At 44.1% G+C, this 19,267-nt stretch carries 18 protein-coding genes, 1 tRNA gene and 1 pseudogene; 8 read left to right on the top strand and 12 right to left on the bottom strand.

Features of this window, described 5'->3' with window-relative positions:
* Positions 1-54: 54 nt before the first annotated feature.
* Entirely contained in the window at positions 55-2,508 is a 2,454-nt protein-coding gene (locus AB2J24_RS01650; protein ID WP_162652615.1) for an ATP-dependent helicase, read from the top strand.
* Positions 2,509-2,619: 111 nt separating this feature from the next.
* Complete coding sequence (locus AB2J24_RS01645) at positions 2,620-3,651, top strand: Fe(3+) ABC transporter substrate-binding protein (protein ID WP_367384194.1); 1,032 nt, start codon at positions 2,620-2,622, stop codon at positions 3,649-3,651.
* A 99-nt stretch (positions 3,652-3,750) separates the two neighbouring features.
* On the opposite strand, the gene AB2J24_RS01640 is transcribed toward AB2J24_RS01645, so the two are convergent.
* Positions 3,751-5,370, bottom strand: coding sequence for an ABC transporter permease (locus AB2J24_RS01640; RefSeq protein WP_367384193.1), 1,620 nt, complete (start codon positions 5,368-5,370; stop codon positions 3,751-3,753).
* A gap of 176 nt (positions 5,371-5,546) precedes the next feature.
* On the opposite strand from AB2J24_RS01640, the gene AB2J24_RS01635 reads away from it, so the two are divergent.
* The gene (locus tag AB2J24_RS01635; protein WP_162652617.1) at positions 5,547-5,882 is read left to right on the top strand and encodes a TIGR01244 family sulfur transferase; all 336 of its coding nucleotides are present in this window, start codon (positions 5,547-5,549) and stop codon (positions 5,880-5,882) included.
* 2 nt (positions 5,883-5,884) lie between these two features.
* On the opposite strand, the gene AB2J24_RS01630 is transcribed toward AB2J24_RS01635, so the two are convergent.
* The gene (locus tag AB2J24_RS01630) at positions 5,885-6,400 is read right to left on the bottom strand and encodes a hypothetical protein (RefSeq protein ID WP_367384192.1); all 516 of its coding nucleotides are present in this window, start codon (positions 6,398-6,400) and stop codon (positions 5,885-5,887) included.
* 6 nt (positions 6,401-6,406) lie between these two features.
* On the bottom strand, positions 6,407-7,306 hold the full coding sequence (locus tag AB2J24_RS01625) for an FG-GAP-like repeat-containing protein (RefSeq protein ID WP_367384191.1): 900 nt from the start codon (positions 7,304-7,306) through the stop codon (positions 6,407-6,409).
* 110 nt (positions 7,307-7,416) lie between these two features.
* On the opposite strand from AB2J24_RS01625, the pseudogene uvrB reads away from it, so the two are divergent.
* A pseudogene (gene uvrB / locus AB2J24_RS01620) lies at positions 7,417-9,897 on the top strand (excinuclease ABC subunit UvrB); the annotation flags it as partial.
* A gap of 21 nt (positions 9,898-9,918) precedes the next feature.
* On the opposite strand, the gene AB2J24_RS01615 reads toward uvrB, so the two are convergent.
* From AB2J24_RS01615 to AB2J24_RS01605, 3 genes are all read right to left on the bottom strand, one after another.
* Complete coding sequence (locus tag AB2J24_RS01615) at positions 9,919-10,656, bottom strand: polysaccharide deacetylase family protein (RefSeq protein ID WP_367384190.1); 738 nt, start codon at positions 10,654-10,656, stop codon at positions 9,919-9,921.
* Positions 10,657-10,781: 125 nt separating this feature from the next.
* Positions 10,782-11,501 carry a glycosyltransferase family 25 protein gene (locus tag AB2J24_RS01610; RefSeq protein WP_367384189.1) on the bottom strand — a complete coding sequence of 240 codons (720 nt, stop codon included), beginning with the start codon at positions 11,499-11,501 and terminating at the stop codon, positions 10,782-10,784.
* Positions 11,502-11,624: 123 nt separating this feature from the next.
* Positions 11,625-11,701: transfer RNA gene (locus AB2J24_RS01605), tRNA-Ile, on the bottom strand.
* Positions 11,702-11,857: 156 nt separating this feature from the next.
* Here AB2J24_RS01605 and AB2J24_RS01600 point away from each other — a divergent pair.
* Positions 11,858-12,598 carry an SIMPL domain-containing protein gene (locus AB2J24_RS01600; RefSeq protein WP_367384188.1) on the top strand — a complete coding sequence of 247 codons (741 nt, stop codon included), beginning with the start codon at positions 11,858-11,860 and terminating at the stop codon, positions 12,596-12,598.
* 51 nt (positions 12,599-12,649) lie between these two features.
* Here AB2J24_RS01600 and AB2J24_RS01595 read toward each other — a convergent pair whose 3' ends face one another.
* From AB2J24_RS01595 to AB2J24_RS01585, 3 genes are all read right to left on the bottom strand, one after another.
* On the bottom strand, positions 12,650-13,015 hold the full coding sequence (locus AB2J24_RS01595) for a hypothetical protein (RefSeq protein ID WP_162652622.1): 366 nt from the start codon (positions 13,013-13,015) through the stop codon (positions 12,650-12,652).
* 105 nt (positions 13,016-13,120) lie between these two features.
* Positions 13,121-13,537 carry a secondary thiamine-phosphate synthase enzyme YjbQ gene (locus tag AB2J24_RS01590; protein ID WP_367384502.1) on the bottom strand — a complete coding sequence of 139 codons (417 nt, stop codon included), beginning with the start codon at positions 13,535-13,537 and terminating at the stop codon, positions 13,121-13,123.
* A 1-nt stretch (position 13,538) separates the two neighbouring features.
* Positions 13,539-14,249 (bottom strand): glutathione S-transferase, encoded by a 711-nt coding sequence (locus AB2J24_RS01585; protein WP_367384187.1) that lies wholly within the window; start codon positions 14,247-14,249, stop codon positions 13,539-13,541.
* A gap of 137 nt (positions 14,250-14,386) precedes the next feature.
* On the opposite strand from AB2J24_RS01585, the gene AB2J24_RS01580 reads away from it, so the two are divergent.
* Positions 14,387-14,986 carry an SCO family protein gene (locus AB2J24_RS01580; protein WP_367384186.1) on the top strand — a complete coding sequence of 200 codons (600 nt, stop codon included), beginning with the start codon at positions 14,387-14,389 and terminating at the stop codon, positions 14,984-14,986.
* 72 nt (positions 14,987-15,058) lie between these two features.
* On the top strand, positions 15,059-15,946 hold the full coding sequence (locus AB2J24_RS01575; RefSeq protein ID WP_367384501.1) for a 50S ribosomal protein L11 methyltransferase: 888 nt from the start codon (positions 15,059-15,061) through the stop codon (positions 15,944-15,946).
* A 54-nt stretch (positions 15,947-16,000) separates the two neighbouring features.
* Here the strand turns inward: AB2J24_RS01575 and AB2J24_RS01570 are convergent, their stop codons facing one another.
* A complete protein-coding gene (locus AB2J24_RS01570) occupies positions 16,001-16,174 on the bottom strand; it encodes a hypothetical protein (protein WP_174244218.1) in 174 nt (57 codons plus the stop codon).
* 185 nt (positions 16,175-16,359) lie between these two features.
* Here AB2J24_RS01570 and AB2J24_RS01565 point away from each other — a divergent pair, with 185 nt between their 5' ends.
* Positions 16,360-18,189 carry an aminopeptidase P family protein gene (locus AB2J24_RS01565; protein ID WP_367384185.1) on the top strand — a complete coding sequence of 610 codons (1,830 nt, stop codon included), beginning with the start codon at positions 16,360-16,362 and terminating at the stop codon, positions 18,187-18,189.
* On the opposite strand, the gene AB2J24_RS01560 is transcribed toward AB2J24_RS01565, so the two are convergent.
* Together AB2J24_RS01560 and AB2J24_RS01555 are read right to left on the bottom strand one after the other, a co-directional pair.
* A complete protein-coding gene (locus tag AB2J24_RS01560) occupies positions 18,186-18,503 on the bottom strand; it encodes an AzlD family protein (protein WP_420883603.1) in 318 nt (105 codons plus the stop codon). The genes AB2J24_RS01565 and AB2J24_RS01560 overlap by 4 nt on opposite strands.
* On the bottom strand, positions 18,500-19,201 hold the full coding sequence (locus AB2J24_RS01555; protein WP_162652626.1) for an AzlC family ABC transporter permease: 702 nt from the start codon (positions 19,199-19,201) through the stop codon (positions 18,500-18,502). The genes AB2J24_RS01560 and AB2J24_RS01555 overlap by 4 nt, the downstream gene beginning before the upstream one ends.
* Between the last annotated feature and the right edge of the window lie 66 nt (positions 19,202-19,267).

Raw genomic sequence — 19,267 nt, 5'->3', positions numbered from 1 at the left:
TCATATCTCTCGCCGCCCCTAGCAATTTGGGCTCGAATCACTAAATTAGTAGGGATGAGTGGATATGACGACGACATACCTTTTTTCGATGATGAAACCCCAACCCCGCCAACATCTGGCGGCTTGGGTATTGCGGCGCGTGCCATGGCAGCACGTCAGAAACCGACCTATTTAGATGGCCTAAATCCAGAGCAAACTGCAGCTGTCGAAACCATACGAGGACCTGTTTTAGTTCTTGCAGGCGCAGGTACTGGTAAAACACGTGTTCTTACGACACGAATTGCACATATATTAAACCAAGGACTAGCATATCCATCTCAAATTCTAGCTGTAACATTTACCAACAAGGCCGCCCGAGAAATGAAAGTTCGTATCGGCGATCTTGTGGGCAATGCTGTTGAAGGCATGCCGTGGCTTGGCACATTCCACTCCATTGGCGTGAAGATGCTGCGTAAACATTGTGAGCTTGCCGGCTTACGTTCTGATTTTTCAATTCTCGATACAGACGATGTGATCCGTCTCATTAAACAGCTCATCCAAGCCGAAGGCATCGACGATAAGCGCTGGCCTGCACGCCAGTTTGCAATGATGATCGACGGTTGGAAAAACAAAGGCCTTGCGCCACATGAAATATCTGAAGGCGATGCGCGATCATTTGCAAATGGAAAAGGGCGCGAGTTATACGCTGCCTACCAAGATCGCCTTAAAACACTCAATGCATGTGACTTTGGTGACCTCTTGTGTCACCCCATCCGCATTATGCGTGGCCATCCCGATGTTCTAAAAGAATACCAGAGTAAATTTCGCTACATTTTGGTAGACGAGTATCAGGATACGAACACATCACAATATATGTGGCTTCGCCTTCTTGCCCAGCGCCCGAACCCGGATGATGGTCCTGCTAACATTTGCTGTGTTGGGGATGATGATCAATCCATTTATGGCTGGCGTGGGGCCGAAGTAGAAAATATTCTGCGTTTTGAGAAAGACTTCCCCGGAGCCGCAGTTATTCGTCTTGAGCGCAACTATCGCTCAACTGAGCATATCTTGGGCGCTGCGGGCCATCTCATCAGCCACAATGAAGGTCGGCTTGGCAAAACGCTTTTCACCGAACAAAAAGACCCTGACGATGACAAGGTCAAGGTTCATGCGGCTTGGGATTCAGAGGAAGAAGCTCGCGACCTCGGTGACGAGATTGAACAACTCCAACGCAATGACCACAAACTCAACGACATCGCAATTCTCGTGCGAGCATCATTTCAAATGCGAGAGTTTGAGGATCGCTTCGTCACATTGGGACTGAATTACCGAGTTATCGGTGGGCCGCGCTTTTACGAGCGATTGGAAATTCGCGATGCTATGGCGTACTTCCGCGTTGTATGCCAACCAGCTGACGATCTTGCATTTGAACGCATTGTAAATACGCCAAAGCGTGGTCTTGGCGACGCTGCAATTAAGCAACTTCATGATTATGCTCGAAGCAGAAATATTCCAATGTTTGCCGCAGCCGCTGAAATAATATTAACGGATGAGTTAAAGCCGCGCCCTCGAAAATCCCTAACAGAAGTTGTCCAAAATTTCCAACGATGGCAGGCTGAACTTGATAGGACACCACACACCGAACTTTCTGAGCAAATCCTAGAAGAATCCGGCTACACAGAAATGTGGCAAAAGGATCGCTCTGCAGAAGCGCCGGGCCGTTTGGACAACCTTAAAGAGCTCATCCGGTCAATGGAAGATGAAGAATCTTTGCGTGGGTTTCTTGAGCGCGTTTCTCTCGTTATGGATGCTGAAAAGAATGAGGATTTGGATGCTGTTAATATCATGACACTCCACTCCGCCAAAGGACTTGAATTTGAAACCGTCTTCCTCCCTGGTTGGGAAGAAGGTCTTTTCCCCCACCAGAGATCATTGGACGAAGGTGGCCGTACAGGTCTTGAGGAAGAAAGACGCCTTGCCTATGTTGGTATAACACGTGCAAAAAGACGTTGTCATATCTGGTTTGTTTCAAATCGGCGAATTCATGGCCTATGGCAATCCACAATCCCTTCACGCTTCATGGATGAGCTACCCGAAGCCCATGTCGAAGTGGCCGAAATGGACTCATCTTACGGCGGTTATGGTCGTGGGCAATCAGGTGGTCCCTACGGTTCATCACGGTTTGATAAACAGGACAATTTTGGATCAAGTAGCTATCAGACACCGGGCTGGAAACGCGCGCAAGCCAACAACTCAGATGCACTGAAAAATAACTGGGGCAGTCGCTCCGGCCATTCAGTCGAACGCATGTCTTATGGGGAAAGCGGACCACGCGCTAAAACCATTGAAGGCGAACTGGTTGCTAAATCAAGCACAGACACCCCTTCTCCCTTTTCTAATGGTGATCGCGTGTTTCACATGAAGTTTGGCAACGGCAATGTTGTGAATATCGATGGTAATAAGCTTACAATCGAATTTGATCGCGCAGGGCAAAAGCGTGTCCTAGACAGTTTTGTAGAAACCGTTTAATCAATTTTCCGAATTTAAACTTGAGTATTTAAGGAAAGTATTTGACTTGCGATTCAAGTTGGTATTTAAACATGATAAATTAAGTCATGTTTGTAAAATAAGGAAATTAGCATGCATATTCGAACAAAAAATCTAGTCACTTCAGTTATTGGGGCTTTGGCGATCACATTAAGCGCAAGCGCAGCTTATGCAGATGGCGAAGTAAATATCTACTCATCACGTCACTATGACACAGATGATCGCCTTTATTCTGATTTCACAGAAGCAACTGGCATTAAGGTCAACCTTATTGAAGGTAAGATCAACGAATTGATCGAACGTGTAAAGGCAGAGGGTACAAATAGCCCTGCCGATATTATGATTACAACAGATGCTGGCCGTCTGTATAAACTGGAGCAAGAGCAACTTTTGCAAAAAGTCGAATCTATGACATTGAGCAAAGAAGTTCCCGCAAATCTTCGCCACCCAGAAGGTTATTGGTACGGTGTTTCAAAACGCGCGCGCGTCATTTTTTATGACAAGGCGAAAGTCACTGAACCACCAATGACATACGCTGATCTAGCTGACCCTAAATATAGAGGTATGGTTTGCGCACGTAGCAGCACAAACATCTACATGCTTTCATTACTAGCGTCACAAATCGCACATAATGGCGAAGCTGCAGCCAAAACATGGGCAGAAGGCCTTCTTTCAAACCTTGCACGCGAACCACAAGGTGGCGACACAGATCAACTTCGTGGAATTGTATCCGGCGAATGCGCTATTGCCGTTGGTAATACGTACTACTTTGCTCGCGCACTCCGTAAAGATGTCAAAAACCTTTCTGGTAGCACGGATAAGATTGGCTGGGTGTTCCCAGATCAAGAGGGCAATGGTACGCACGTAAACATCTCAGGTGCAGGTGTTACGAAAAATGCTCCAAACAAAGAAAATGCAGTAAAATTGCTTGAATATCTAACGAGTGAATCAGCACAAAACTATTTTGCTGCTGGTAATGACGAATACCCGGTTGTTGAAGGTGTTGCACTTTCATCATCCGTACAACAACTTGGTACTTTCAAAGAGGATAATTTGGGTCTTGAAGAGCTCGGCAAACACCAAGCAGCAGCGCAAAAAATCTATAATGAAATTGGTTACAAGTAACCCCCAAAGCTTCTAAATTACTGAAGCTTCTTCTGACTGGCTCTGATAACGTCTCAGAGCCAGTTTTTTATTGCCTTACAAAGAGGGAGCAGTCGATACTTATCGCGATCGATTAATGGTTGTGCAAAGCAGAATAACTGGCAACAACCCAAAGAAAACAATCATCAGTGATGGAACGGCGGCAGCTTCCAATCTTTCGTCAGAGGCCAATCGATATGCTTGAACAGCAAGCGTATCAAAGTTAAATGGCCTCATGATCAATGTTGCAGGCAATTCTTTCATCACATCAACAAAGACAATCAACAGCGCTGTTAAAAGGCTTGGCCTCAAAAGCGGGAGATGGATTTGCCATAGCATTTTTTTAGGGGTTCGTCCCAAAACGCGCGCTGCCGCATCTATATTGACTTTAATCCCTGATATTCCACTATCAAAAGCATTAAGCGCGGCAGCCATATAACGAACCATATATGCTACGATTAAAAGCGTGATGGAACCTGTAAAGAACAGTCCTGTTGAAAATCCTAAATGCTCCCTAGCCCACGCATCAATAATATTATCAAGATGAGCGAACGGCACAAGAAGCCCCACAGCGATAACTCCGCCGGGAACAGCATATCCAATACCTGCTATTATCGTTGCAAAACGGGACGCCAAACTTGGCGCTATTCTAGCACAAAAGCCAATGATTGTCGCCCCAATCACTGTCACCACTGCCGCTGTTCCAGCAAGTATTCCAGAATTTTCCATAAAGTTCATATAGCGCTTTGAGAATGGAGAATGATCCCCCGTTAGTGCCATGTTACCCAGAACAATTAGCGGAATAATAAAACCAACAAGAACAGGTACCAAACACACAACTGTCGCACCCCATGCCTTGGCTCCATGAAGTATTTCGCGCTGATGGCGCTCGAGCTTTGCTCCCGCTGAATGCCGTTTTGCTGCACCGCGCTGAATTCGCTCAAGGCCAGCAAATAAAAGAGCAACGGTTAAAAGGCAAAGCGCTAATTGAGCAGCAGCGGCACGATCACCCAATCCAAACCATGCTGCATAAATTCCGGTAGCAAAAGTTTGAACACCAAAATGCGCGACTGTCCCAAAATCCGCAATTGTTTCCATCAATGCTAACAAAACACCACCAGCTATTGCCGGTCGTGCAATTGGTATGGATATTCGCAAAAACGCAGAAACTGACGATGAGCCTAAGGCCCGCGCAGCGAAATATGCTGTGGCGGATTGCTTTGCAAATGCTGTTCGCGCAAGTAAATAAACATAAGGGTACAATACAAATATCAACATCGTAGCAGCACCACCAAGTGATCGTATCTCTGGAAAGTAATAGTCACGTGGGCCCCACCCCATGAAATCCCGTAAAGCTGTTTGCACAAAACCGGGATGATCCAGCAGATCTGTATAGGCATATGCAAGAACAAATGCGGGAAAAGCAAGCGGCAAAGCCAGCAGAATTTCCAAAACTCGGCGGAACGGAAATTTATAGGCGACGGTTAACCAAGCAGTCGCGGTTCCAATAATTGCGGTTCCAATACCAACAAATACAACCAGCAGAACCGTATTCCATATAAACCCCGGAAGCACCGTTGCAAATAGGCTCCCCCATGTCTCCAACGTACCATTAGCGGCCGCTATAACAGCAGCAATCATTGGCAACACACATATAGCGGATACAGCCCATGCGGCAGATTTTAACGTACGATGTTGCAAATAAACCCCAGCACTAAACAATCAATCAGATAATGAACCTATCAAAAGAACCCGACAGGTTTTAATACTTGACTATTCTATGCATGTTTTAGCGTCAACTGATATGATTGTCACTAAGAGTTGTTGTTGACCTTCTCCAGCTGACATTCTAATAAAACGGAAACAAAGGATACATTATGGATATTCGCCAAGTTACCGAAAATTATGCTGTTTCAGAGCAGATCACTGTTGAAGATATTGCCGAAATCAAAGCACAAGGCTTTAAATGCATTGTCTGCCATAGACCAGACGATGAAGAGCCAAATCAACCTCGTTTTGATGACATCAAACATGCGGCAGAAGCGGCGGGACTAAAAATCCGCCATATCCCAGTAACAAGCGCCGGCCTAACAATGGAAGCCGTTCTTGAGATGGTGGATGCAATTGAAGAGATGGATCAACCAATGCTTGGTTACTGTCGTTCAGGAGCCCGCTCGACTGTAATATTCAAAAATGCCGAAGCCAAAATGTAGTGTCATTGCCAATTGGCATTGATGTTCTTTTTGATGTTCCGAAGCCTCGCCTTTATGGATGCAGGCTCGGTTTCCATTGCAGAATTTATAACCACATCTAAGCCATCTCGAAATTCGTGATAAAGGTTGGCCAATTCATAAAGTCCATTATAGCCCCAAGCTCTAACGAATTTATTCTCATCTTCGGTTGCAAATCGGCAAAATTTGGCCAATTTATATCTAAGTTCTTCCGGTACTCTAAGCATCGGCATAATCTGTAAAAGATGAAGTCTTGCCTGCCAGGTAGCTAACGCATCAGCATTACTATAAAATTCATATGTTTGGCTTTGATCCAGTAAAACACCATTCTCAAGTGCATGTTTGAGCAGCCAAGTCGTTGCAGTTTGAAGGCTTTCTTCTGTAAGCACATCAAATAGCTGATCGACGAAAATCGAATCTGATTTTATCAAATCATATAAATTGCCCAGATAGTCCGTTGATTTACCATCCCAATTAGATAATTGTTCTTTCAGGTTCATATCGATCTATTTCCGGTCCAATCTATAGACGGCACCATCTGCCGTACCCACAACTAAAGCTTTGTTGGAACTATCAACTAGAACAGCCTTATCTATGCTTGATGAAAAACTGACCGAACTTAGCTCCAAAACGGCTTCGTTTTTAAAGCTAATAAATCTTAGGTCTCTTCGGTTATTTGACGGCACAGCAAGATCCAAAACCCCATCACCATCAAAATCAGCAGTTGCAGATAAGCGCATTTCTCGCGAGCCAATAAAATGATTGGAAAAACCGTATACATCACCGACCTGCCTAAATGAACCATTCCGATAACTATAGAAAAATAATGTACCGCCAATATGTGGTGTCCGCACAAATGCAATATCTTTGAAGCCTGTCCCACGATAATCGGCAATTCCTGCAATATTCAACCACCTGTTAGCAAGACCGTGATAGCCAGTTGTCGCTTTTTCTATAAGCCTGCCATCATCAAGCCCATATATTGTAACCGATGCACCTTGATTGAGCGAAGACTTGATTGTAATGACCTCAGTCGTGCCATCGCCATCTAAATCTACCAAACGCGGATAACGATCTTCAAAAACCTCACTTTTGGGCAAGTGAAGTATTTGAACTGAACTATCAGCTGTCTCAACTAACAGCGTACCTGCCTCAATTGCGTCGCCTAAAATTCCATGAGCATAGCGCGTTGTGGGTTCACCGTACCAAGCTGATGAAATGTCAGAGTCACCTTCACCCGTTGCAATCAATCCATCTGGTAACCCATCAATCGCCTTGGCTCGAGTTTCCTCTACTATCTCGTATGGGAATTTCTCTGCATTAATCTGCTTAACAATCCACTCCAATGCGGATGCGCCGCTCAAACTCATTAGAAATAACAAAGTGGTTAAGAATATTTTTATCATTAAAAAACTCGTTGTTGTTGAGCAACAAATCTAACAAAATCTACTGATTAGGAAAGGAAAACATTCCTGAACCTCTTCACATTTTTGTCAGTGCATACCATATTGTTCTTATGTCAAAATCGAACAAAAATTCACCCAAATCATCCTCTGGATTTGAGGAAGCCCCACAGGCACCTTTTGAGGGCGTTCCGCTTTCGGAAAACGTATCTGATTGGGCCGATGAAATGCAAAAACTTGCCGAAGCAGAAACTGTGCCTAACCGGCGCAAAGTCGCATCCGATGCAGGCAAACATCGAAAACGTGCCGCAGCACAGCCAACTGAATCCAGATCGGCACGCGGAACGTCAATTGGTGGTACCAATGACCCTAAAAAACGCGCCGCCGCAGGTTTAAATCCTGTCGCGGGTTTAGATGTATCGGTAGAAGAAGCTGGCGTTCTGTCTGAGGGCGCAAATACTGCAACAGTTCAAGCACTCACTGATCTCATTACATCAGGAAATCCGCTCTTTAAAAATGGGAAATTATGGGCACCTCACAGACCTGAACGACCAGAAAAGTCCGAAGGTGGTCATTCGCTCAAAATGGAAACTGAGTATGAGCCTGCGGGAGATCAGCCAACAGCTATCGCCGATCTCGTTGAAGGTGTAAATGAAAATGAGCAAACGCAAGTGCTTCTCGGTGTAACAGGTTCTGGTAAAACCTTTACAATGGGCAAGGTTATTGAAGAAACGCAGCGCCCCGCTATCATTTTAGCGCCCAATAAAACACTCGCAGCACAACTTTACTCGGAATTTAAAAACTTCTTCCCAAACAACGCTGTTGAGTATTTCGTATCTTACTACGATTACTACCAGCCAGAGGCTTACGTTCCGCGCACGGACACCTTCATAGAAAAAGAATCAACAATTAACGAACAGATTGACCGAATGCGTCACTCTGCGACACGAGCGCTTTTAGAGCGCGATGACGTTATCATTGTTGCATCTGTTTCCTGTATTTATGGTATCGGCTCAGTTGAAACATACTCAGCCATGAGCTTTGAACTCTCCGTTGGTGAGCAGATTGATCAGCGGCAGTTATTGGCAGATTTAGTCGCACAACAATACAAGCGGCGAGACATGGATTTCCAACGTGGCTCATTTAGAGTACGCGGTGATACGGTAGAAATTTTTCCTGCTCACTTGGAAGATGCTGCTTGGCGCATATCCATGTTTGGTGACGAGATTGAAACCATCACAGAATTTGATCCGCTTACGGGAAAGAAATTTGGCGATCTAAAATCCGTTAAGATGTATGCGAATTCACACTATGTGACACCGCGCCCGACGTTGAATCAAGCTATAAAGTCCATCAAAGATGAACTTAAGCATCGATTGCAAGAGCTTGAAAATGCTGGACGATTACTCGAAGCACAAAGACTTGAACAACGTACACGTTTTGACGTTGAAATGATGGAAGCCACTGGTGCATGCCAGGGGATTGAAAACTATTCTCGTTACCTAACCGGGCGCGAACCAGGCGAACCGCCGCCAACATTATTCGAATATATTCCAGATAATGCATTGGTTTTCATTGATGAGAGCCACGTTACAATCCCACAGATTGGTGCGATGTACCGAGGGGATTTTCGCCGCAAAGCAACACTTGCCGAATATGGTTTTCGCCTTCCAAGTTGCATGGACAACAGGCCCTTGCGTTTTGAAGAATGGGATGCGATGCGCCCACCTACAGTTGGTGTATCTGCTACGCCGGGCAGTTGGGAAATGGAACAATCCGGAGGTGTTTTTGCGGAGCAAGTCATTCGCCCAACAGGCCTGATTGACCCACCAGTTCAAGTTCGCCCAGCAACAAATCAAGTTGATGACGTTCTTGATGAAATTCGCAAAACAGCGGACGAGGGTTATAGAACCCTTGTAACCGTGTTGACCAAACGTATGGCAGAGGACTTAACGGAATATCTTCATGAGCAAGGCGTTCGCGTTCGGTATATGCACTCTGACATCGATACTCTTGAGCGTATCGAAATCATCCGTGATCTTCGTCTTGGTGCATTTGACGTACTTGTGGGTATCAATTTGCTTCGTGAAGGCTTGGACATTCCAGAATGTGGTTTTGTCGCTATTCTTGACGCGGACAAAGAAGGTTTTCTCAGATCGGAAACATCGCTTGTACAAACAATTGGCCGTGCCGCACGTAATGTCGACGGTAAGGTTGTTCTATACGCAGATAAAGTGACTGGCTCCATGACGCGCGCCATGGAAGAAACCGGTAGACGCCGCGACAAACAAGTTGCCTATAACGAAGCCAATGGGATTACACCGGAAAGTGTAAAATCAAAAATCTCGGACATTTTGGACAGCGTTTACGAAAAAGATCATGTGAATGCGGATGTTACCGGAAAAGACGGCAAAGGATTTGCAAAAGAAGGCCATATGGTTGGAGCGAATCTCAACACCCACCTTGAAGCGCTTGAAAAGCAAATGCGTGACGCAGCTGCGGACCTTGATTTTGAAACAGCAGCACGTCTTCGCGACGAGATCAAACGCCTAAAGGCAAAGGAGCTTGATATTCTGGAAAATCCGACAGCAAAGTAATATAAACCTGAAAATTACTTAAATTAGACAACGAAAAAGTACTTTCAGACCGGGATCTGTGCGGCGAACTGTTATTCTCGGCAACGAAAACCTTTCGTCACCGGTGCGAACATGGCTTTTCTTTGTAGTTGTTGCGCTGGTATATTCAGCGTTTTCAACCAGGGTTCGAATGTTGGTATTATGAGAACCATGAGGGTAGCAAAAAGCTTTCACAGGTGCGCCAGCTGCGTCTTCAATTACCTTTTTACAATCGGTAATTTCTTGCTGTGCCGCTTCATGCGACAAGTCAGCTAAAACCGGATGGGATATCGTATGGGCACCAGCTTCATGGCCATTGTCAACCCATTCACGCATTTCCAACTCTGTCATTAGTGGTAGTTTAGGAATTTTTCGGGGGACATCCCACTGATTGTACCCTCCAATTTGGCCTGACACAAAATAATTGGTGGCCGTAAAGCCAAGATCGCCGAGTATCGGAGCCGCATTTTGCAAAACATTACGGTAACCATCATCAAAAGTCAGGCCGAAAACGCGCCCTGCTTTCTTCCCCTCAAGATAAGGCATTAGATCGCAAATCGATAACCCCTGATAGCCAAACGCTTTCAGCCAGCGCATCTGCGATTCAAACCGCTTGGGATGAACACTAAGGCTTCTCGACGGCGTTCCGGTAGGCGCGGGAGGTTCAATTTTATGGTAAAGAAGAATCGGAATAGCTGACGATGGTTTAATCAACTCGTTATTTTTTTTGTCCATCATTGCAAAGTCTCTTCTATTAAGGTTTACCCCTTTCTAAAGTATCTATCATCAAATGTGGATGCTGTTTAGTAATTAGCCGTACATCAACTATAGATTTACAGCTGACACCCCTCACCCGTTAAACATCACTGTCGCGCTCGAAGCGATATTCTTGAACGATAAATTGGCCGAAGAATTTCCCGTTTCAGTTTCATCAACCTATCCTTTCGTTTTTCAAGCGTTGTCCCACCGAGTGTATTAGAAATTTCCATAATACCTCCAGGAACAATTGAGTGGGGATGAACACCAGTTACCCAGTGCATCTGTAGCAAAGTATCTACCGGACGATCGAACTGCTCTGTTGTACGCAGTAATTGTTCTGCGGTGCGCCTATCGATCAGTTGCGCAACCATACCAAGACCTGTGCAGTTTGGCTTAATCAGTTGAGCCGTACCATCTTTATTGATCACTTCACCTCGTTCCCGTCCATCACGAAACGGAAAACGAATAAAGCCAGCCTCTTCAATATGTTTAACAGCTAAATCAAGGCTATCGTGAAAACTGCTTACAGGTTGAGCATCATCTTCCATCACAAGCGCAGCATCAAGATTACTCTCTAATATTTCTCGCCATACTTTGCGGTGAGAAAGAAAACAGGAAATTTCATTGCGACTCATCACAAAGGGATATGACGGCCTGTGCAGTTTACGTCGATAGTGCCGCTCTATCTCATCCACGGTAATCGTCTGCCCATCCACAGCATCAACGATGCGCCCTTCAAAAGGCAAACCAGAGATGACATTTTTTACATGAGCACATCTTTGTTCAGCGCGCTTGAGATGAATGATAAGTGTTTCTATACGCATACGAAGCCCCCCAGCCCTATGCAAGTTCATACATACCAATACAGAATGTATTGAGTTGATATGATGATTGCAAGATTGTTACATGGCAAAGGATCTAAAACATTACCTTAATATCAAAAGGAGTGGTGGGCCCGGAGGGATTCGAACCCCCGACCAAGCGGTTATGAGCCGCCGGCTCTAACCAACTGAGCTACAGGCCCCACCTTTTACCTTTTAAGGTAGTGATGAAAACCGCTTATGCCGCACGTTTGTTCATTCGTCTAGTCCAAAAATGCGATCTTCCAAAAACTTCGCCCTATTCCGTTCACATTCTACTGCCAATTGTGTAATTAAACGCAAGGAAAACGGAGCATTTCATGACGAAGCAAAACACAACCTTTCTCGCGACAGCACTGCTGGCCGGCCTAATCGTCGCCTCACCCGTTTATGCTGATGAGAAAAAAGATGAAGTCGGCCTTATTAGCGTCACAGGCGTTGGCACAGTGAAAACAGCTCCTGATATGGCGACAATAAACCTAACTGTTTTACGCGAAGCCGAAACTGCGAAAGAAGCATTGCAAAACAATACTCAAGCAATGTCAGATATACTGAATGCAATGAAACAATTCGGAATTGAAGATAAGGACCTTCAAACTTCAAATTTTTCTATCAATCCACGCTATATATATCCAAAACATAGAGATGGAGTTCAACAAACACCTAAGATCGTTGGGTATCAAGTCTCAAACTCTCTGACGGTCCGAATTCTTGATCTAGACAAAGTGGGTGAGATTTTAGATCAATCAATTACGCTCGGCGTAAACCAAGGTGGTAATATCATCTTTGGAAATTCAGATATTGCAGAATTGCAGATGCAAGCCCGCGCCATGGCAATGAAGAATGCGCTTAGGAAAGCAGAGGTGCTAACAAAAGCTGTTGGCGTAGATATCGGGAACATCAAACAAATAAACGAGAACTCATTTCATGCTGAGCCACAACCAATTATGCGTGCCGAAATGGCAATGGCAAAAATGGCGGATAGCGCACCGGTACCAATTGCTGGTGGCGAAAACGCCTATCGTATAACGGTAAATGTGACATTTGAAATTGAACAATAGTAAGAAAACACCTCTGGGAGATCATCCCAGAGGCTTGTAAAGCATATAAACTTAACGATATGCAATTAATGGACAACCCTTCCGATTAGCGAACACCAATTTGACTGGGTGTCCATAATTATATCCCCTAACAACCACCTTACGCTTATTTACACGTGTGATTTCACTATGGCGAACTCCGTATTTATGACGCGCCTTCTTTAGTGCTTTGCGCGGACGACAACGTTTTCTGCTGTGATGTTTGTATTTATGATATCTAGGCTGTGTGTTGTAGTAGCGGAATTGCGGTGATGAATGATGACCACCGAAATGTAATTCAAATCCAAAATTTCCAGCTGAAGCAACGGTTGCGCCTGCAAGCGATGTTGTTGCAGCTATTAAGAGAACAGCTATTGATGATTTAAGTTTAGATTGCATGACGACCTCCATGTGTTTCAATATGAGGCCAAATTAACCTTTTGCTTCTGAACCCAAACGGAACTACCTGTTCATATTCGGTTCAGAAAAGTCAGCGATTTACATTCATAAAATATGTAAAATCACATTTCTTCTATGCGGCATATTTCTATGCTCAAACAAATAAATCCCCTGCCATGTCCCAAGACCAAGCGAACCATTAATGATAGGAATCGAAAGCGAAACCGGCAACAATGCAGATTTGATATGCGCGGGCATATCATCCGGCCCTTCATATGTATGAGTTATCCACGACATACTCGGATGATCACTGCTGGGCACAAGGCGAGAGAAAAACTCTTTCATATCCACCTGGACCTCAGGATCAGCATTTTCTTGAATAAGTAACGAGCAGGAGGTGTGGCGAACAAACAATGTTAATAATCCAGTTTCCACTTCCTGTTTTTTAACAAAGTTCTTTGCATCACCTGTAAATTCGTAAAGAGCCTGCCCGCGCGTTTCAATGGTAAGTACCTGCTGCATATCATTCACTCATATTATTATTCTGACCGAAAACCGTGATCGCATCTCCTTCCTTCCACAAAGGATATTTAGTCATCACCGACAAAAACAATGGAGAGCTAACAAATTGATCGAGGGCAGAAATCAGTTTTGTCCACTTTTGGGCTTCAAACCAATCAAAGTCTACATTGGCAAACTGCCTTACAAAAGGGAAGATAGCCAAATCAGCAATAGAGAATTTTGATCCCATTAGAAACGGCCCGTTCTCAGATAGATGATCATTGAGTTTGAATAAAAAATCGCTAGCGTTCTGGCGAGATGTCTCTTTATCAACGCTCTCATAACGATTTGAATATTTGTAATGATCCAATTCTGATTTAAACGGTCCGTCATTTTCTGCAATTAACGACATGGCATCATCCAATGTGCCTTGTTCTGGCATCAATAAATTCATCGGGTCTGACTGGCCCAGAGCATACAGCACGATGTCAAGGCTCTCATCCACAACTTGACCATCTGTTAGAATCAAAACAGGAACGGTACCCTTAGGTGATGCTTGCAACATTGATGGAGGTTTTTCTCGCAATATAATCTCACGCAATTCAACGCTTCGCCCGCTGGAATACAACGCTAACCGCGCACGCATAGCATATGGGCACCGTCTGAAAGAATAGAGTATAGGTAGCGATTGCAAATCATTCACCTTTGTTTTTATAACAACAATAATTTTCAAGCCGTATTCCTGACAGGATCTGCGCTCACGTCAACATTTAAGCGACGCCTCACTATTAAGTGATCTACTGGGGCACTTTGCCCTAGGGCGTTTTTCAGCCAGAATACTTATGCCTAATGCTGAGCATGGAGAATAGAATGAAAATATTTCGAATTATATTGTGGTCAGTAACAATAGCAGTTGTTGTAACTCTGGGAGTGATAAGCTTCGGATGGCAAAAAGAAACAACAACAAATAATGAACCCTATGGAGTTACTTTTCAGCTCATCGATCAAAAAAACAACGAAATCACTGAAGCAGCGTTTCGAGAAAAGCCTACCGCTGTATTTTTTGGCTTTACACATTGTCCGGAAATTTGCCCTACCACACTATACGAACTTGATTCGTGGCTCGAGCAAGTCGATCCAAATGGTGATAAAATCTCCGCATATTTTGTATCTGTTGACCCTGAAAAAGATACCGCCGAGATTTTGGATCTTTACGTAGGTAATGTAACCAAACGCGTGACTGGTATAACTGGTGCGCCGGAAAAAATTTCGAAAATGCTCAAAGGCTTCAACATATACTTCAAAAAAATTCCATTGGATGCAAACGAACCAAATGGTGATTATACGATGGATCACACGGCCTCAATATTCCTCCTAAAGGATGGTGGGCGCTTTAAAGGTACGATTGCATATGGAGAAAACCCGGAAACTGCAATTCAGAAGCTTAAAAATTTGATCAGCGGCAGCTAGTGGTCTATGGGTTTGTGAACTTCAATGACGCAGATGCAATTTGCAAATCACTTTCACTCATTCAGGCACAATATGACCCAAACCAGGCTTTATGTAACGACTGACGAAAAAACGTCCGACCTTCTATCAGATTTATTTGAAGTAACGTTTGAAGAAGATGGTTTTGCTTCATCAACGACAGAAATTGATGAAGTCAACAAAATCTGGGAAGCGTCCGTTTATGTAAATCCCGAAGATGCACAAACCACGATTGAACGCCTTAACGAGATCTTTGCTCAAAACTCGCTTACTTTAGATATCTCGCATGAAGTACTACCAGATATTGACTGGGTTACGCACACGCTCAAAGGTTTAAAACCGGTCACTTCCGGACGTTTCATTGTGCATGGATCACATGATCGAAACTCCGTTCAGCCACATCATATTCCTGTTGAAATTAACGCAGCGCAGGCATTTGGTACAGGCCATCATGGAACAACAGCGGGTTGTTTGGAGATGATCGAGCATGTCAGCAAAACATCGCATACAAATTTGCGTAGCACTGCACCAATTTTAGATCTAGGCACAGGGTCTGGCGTATTGGCTATTGCCGCAGCTAAATTAGCCCGTACTTATGTTTTGGCGACTGACATAGATCCGATTGCCACTAAAATTGCCGAGGAAAATGCCGTTTTAAACGAGGCTGCAAATTACATCGAATTTGCCACGGTCAATGGGTTTGCATCAAAAGTTTTTAACGAAAGAGGACCATTCGGGTTGATCATTGCCAATATATTGGCACGGCCTCTTATGAAAATGGCACCCAAGATCGCAAAAAATCTTCAAACAGGCGGTACAGTCATTTTGTCGGGAATACTTGCCGAGCAGCGATGGAAGGTTTTGTCCGCCTACAATAACCAAGGCCTTTATCATCAAAAAACGATCTGGCGAAATGGTTGGGTAACCATCGTGCTCAAATAAAAAGCGGCCCGAAAGGACCGCTCATCATACATTGTCAAATCAGATTGATTTGCCTTATACACCGTAAGGCTGATAGCCTTCTTTACGGATTTGATCACGTGTACGGCCAATAGACTTCAATGTGTCATCATCAAGTCCGATTAGAGTACCATTGACATAGCGACGAACTTGACGTTCACGTGCTGAGATCATGCTTTCGAATGCAGATTTGAATATTGAATTTGCCATTTTATCTTTTCCTTTGTGTGGATTTTGCTAACCACTGCTTACAAATTCAATATAGTGCATAATGAAAATATTTGGAGCGCTATCTCGTCAATAGAGCTATGCATAGAGAACATAGGTAGGTAAGTTGGGCCATAAGAAAACTTTTGAATGAGTCTATGAGCTTTTTCATCGCCTAAGGAATATTCATGTTTCAGAAATTTGTTACCGTCTCCAAACCAGAAACAGCATCAGCGCGTGTCGTAAAACTCCGCAACCTATTTGATGAACTGGATGTCGATGCCATCCTAGTTCCGCGCAGCGATGAATATCTGGGAGAATATGTGCCTACCTGTGCGGAACGACTAGCATGGCTCACCAGCTTTACCGGCTCTGCAGGAACAACACTTATATTGCGAGACAAGGCGATAATCTTCACAGACGGACGGTATACATCTCAAGTCAGCAAACAATGTGATCTGGACATATTTTCAATTGAGGACCTGATAACAAATCCACCATCTAAATGGATTGAAACAAATACGTCAGGTTTAAGATTAGGGCTTGATCCTTGGACGCTTCCAGGTTCGAGCATTAAAAACCTCGAAAAAGCATTAAACGCCACCCAAGGTGAAATCGTAACTCTAAGCTCAAACCCCGTGGATCAAATTTGGAGTAATAAGCCAGAGGAACCTTCTGCAAAAATATCAATTCAACCAGAAAAATATTCAGGGCAATTGGCGAAGGATAAAATCGCGACAATTCGTTCAGATTTAAAAACAAAAGAATCAGATGCCGTTATTATCGCTGATCCACTATCTGTATGCTGGATTTTTAATATCCGAGGGCAAGATGTCGCCCATACGCCCCTCACCCTGTCTCGCGCGATCATATATAAGGATTCTGAATGTAAAATATTCATTGATGCAAAAAAATTAGATATGCAGACCGAAGCCTATTTAACTCAGCTTGCAGAAATCCATCCAATCGATGAGTTTGAAATAGCTCTCAAACATCTGGGCAAAGACAATGCTCATGTTCTGCTTGACCAACAGATTTCTTCACACGCCATATCAACGATACTTACTGGTAGCGGCTGCAAGGTCATAAATAAATCAGACCCCGCATTAAAACCTCGTGCCATCAAAAACAAAGCAGAAATTGATGGAGCCATCGAAGCACACAAAGTAGATGGCGCGGCACTTGTATACTTCCTAGCCTGGCTGGATGCTCAAACCCCAGAACAACTCGATGAAATTAAGGTCGCAACAAAACTTGAAAATACAAGAGAAGAAATAGGTCAGAAATTTCAAATGCCGCTCAGAGAAATTTCATTTGATACTATTTCCGGTTCAGGCCCCCATGCAGCAATCATTCACTATCGTGTGGATGAGACTAGCAATCGACAACTCAAAAGTGGTGAAATGATGCTGATTGATTCCGGTGGTCAATATGAAGCCGGTACAACAGATATCACAAGGACAATCGGGTTCGGAGACGTACCAGAAGAGCAAAAGCGCTTCTTTACGCTTGTACTGAAGGGTATGATCAATATTTCGCTTCTAAAATTCCCTAAAGGCACACGTGGTGTTGATATCGACGCTTTTGCGCGCATAGCTCTTTGGAAAGCTGGTGTGGATTATGCTCACGGAACAGGCCATGGTGTTGGCAGCTATCTATCTGTCCACGAAGGTCCACAATCAATCTCCAAGCGATCAATGGTAGAGCTTGAAACAGGCATGATTGTATCAAACGAACCTGGCTACTACCGTGATGATGCTTTTGGCATACGCATTGAGAACCTAGTTACGGTCGATGCACCTCAGGATATTGACGGTGGCGAGATAGCTATGCTTGGCTTCAATACACTTACTCTTTGCCCGATTGACCGCAATCTAATTTTACCAAATCTGTTGAGTTCGGATGAATTGGAGTGGTTAAACAGCTATCATCAAACGGTATATGATGAACTATCCCCACTCATTGAAGATAATAAAACATTAGAATGGCTAAAGTCAGCTACAGCTAAAATTCATTAAAGGCCCAGCGCTCTTAGAAAAACAATTGATACCCACCCAATAAAGAATACCTGTAACAACGAGAATCGTAAGCTTGCAAGCCCTGCGATGAGAAGCGTAATGGTTTCTGCCCAGCCTCCTGTTACAAGTGAAGGTATGACTATTGCTGTTATAACAGCAATAGGAACAGCGTTAAGTCCTGCTTCAGCACGCGGGTGGATAGTATCAAATCGTGACAAGATGATATGCCCGCCTATACGCGTAAGATAGGTTACGATCGCTGCAAAAATGATAATCCAAAAGTTGGTCGAGAAAAGAAACTCGTGCTCCATCATTCAACCTCACTCTGATCTATATTAATAGGCCAGAAAAAAGCGACCAAAACTCCGAAAAGCGCGCCCACTGAAACATGCCAAGGCGACCCAATAAAATGATATGTCGCAGCCGAGCTTAATCCGCTAATCAAAACAATTGGCAGAAATTTAGAGCGCTTACGAAATGTCATAAGGAGAGCGAAGAAATAGACAGATAAAAGAAAGGTTATTCCAAGTGCATGCGGATTTTCAATCAAACGGCCGAACAACACACCGATCCATGCTTCTATAATCCAGAATACATATAGCGGCATAGCAACCCCTATATACCACCAAAATGGTACAGCGCCCTCCACCTGCCCCTTTTGCTCAGCCATAGCAAACTGCGGATCCGTCATAAAAAATAAGGAAACATACTTCTGTGTAAAGGTCATATTATGAAGAAACCGACCTAACGTAGCCGAATAAAGAACATGACGAAAGTTAACTGCAAAAATAGAAAAAACGATTATCCAAGGTGCAATGGATTGCCCAAACAGTTCTATACCAACCATCTGACTGGCACCGGCAAAAACGAAGGCACTCATTGACACAGCCTCAAGCGCAGAAAGCCCATTATCCGAAGCAAGAGCTCCGAAAAGCAAGCCAAAGGGAGCTGCTGCCACAACGACAGGAAAGCCTTCTTTTAAACCTGTTAAAAATTGAGAAGAGTTAGACAAATAATCACCGAGTAAACAAGCAGAATCGCTTCTAGCGCTATGAGTCTACCTCACGTTATTATGTCA

The sequence above is a fragment of the Lentilitoribacter sp. EG35 genome, assembly GCF_040784015.1.
Taxonomy (GTDB): domain Bacteria; phylum Pseudomonadota; class Alphaproteobacteria; order Rhizobiales; family Rhizobiaceae; genus Lentilitoribacter.
The sequence above is the reverse complement of the archived record's forward strand: the minus strand, read 5'-3'. Positions and strand labels throughout refer to the sequence as shown.

Excerpts from the sequence above, each read along its gene's own strand:
- AB2J24_RS01650 (WP_162652615.1), top strand. The coding sequence starts at position 55 with ATGAGTGGATATGACGACGACATACCTTTTTTCGATGATGAAACCCCA.
- AB2J24_RS01645 (WP_367384194.1), top strand. The coding sequence starts at position 2,620 with ATGCATATTCGAACAAAAAATCTAGTCACTTCAGTTATTGGGGCTTTG.
- AB2J24_RS01635 (WP_162652617.1), top strand. The coding sequence starts at position 5,547 with ATGGATATTCGCCAAGTTACCGAAAATTATGCTGTTTCAGAGCAGATC.
- AB2J24_RS01630 (WP_367384192.1), bottom strand. The coding sequence starts at position 6,400 with ATGAACCTGAAAGAACAATTATCTAATTGGGATGGTAAATCAACGGAC.
- AB2J24_RS01625 (WP_367384191.1), bottom strand. The coding sequence starts at position 7,306 with ATGATAAAAATATTCTTAACCACTTTGTTATTTCTAATGAGTTTGAGC.
- AB2J24_RS01615 (WP_367384190.1), bottom strand. The coding sequence starts at position 10,656 with ATGATGGACAAAAAAAATAACGAGTTGATTAAACCATCGTCAGCTATT.
- AB2J24_RS01610 (WP_367384189.1), bottom strand. The coding sequence starts at position 11,501 with ATGCGTATAGAAACACTTATCATTCATCTCAAGCGCGCTGAACAAAGA.
- AB2J24_RS01600 (WP_367384188.1), top strand. The coding sequence starts at position 11,858 with ATGACGAAGCAAAACACAACCTTTCTCGCGACAGCACTGCTGGCCGGC.
- AB2J24_RS01595 (WP_162652622.1), bottom strand. The coding sequence starts at position 13,015 with ATGCAATCTAAACTTAAATCATCAATAGCTGTTCTCTTAATAGCTGCA.
- AB2J24_RS01590 (WP_367384502.1), bottom strand. The coding sequence starts at position 13,537 with ATGCAGCAGGTACTTACCATTGAAACGCGCGGGCAGGCTCTTTACGAA.
- AB2J24_RS01580 (WP_367384186.1), top strand. The coding sequence starts at position 14,387 with ATGAAAATATTTCGAATTATATTGTGGTCAGTAACAATAGCAGTTGTT.
- AB2J24_RS01575 (WP_367384501.1), top strand. The coding sequence starts at position 15,059 with ATGACCCAAACCAGGCTTTATGTAACGACTGACGAAAAAACGTCCGAC.
- AB2J24_RS01570 (WP_174244218.1), bottom strand. The coding sequence starts at position 16,174 with ATGGCAAATTCAATATTCAAATCTGCATTCGAAAGCATGATCTCAGCA.
- AB2J24_RS01565 (WP_367384185.1), top strand. The coding sequence starts at position 16,360 with ATGTTTCAGAAATTTGTTACCGTCTCCAAACCAGAAACAGCATCAGCG.
- AB2J24_RS01560 (WP_420883603.1), bottom strand. The coding sequence starts at position 18,503 with ATGATGGAGCACGAGTTTCTTTTCTCGACCAACTTTTGGATTATCATT.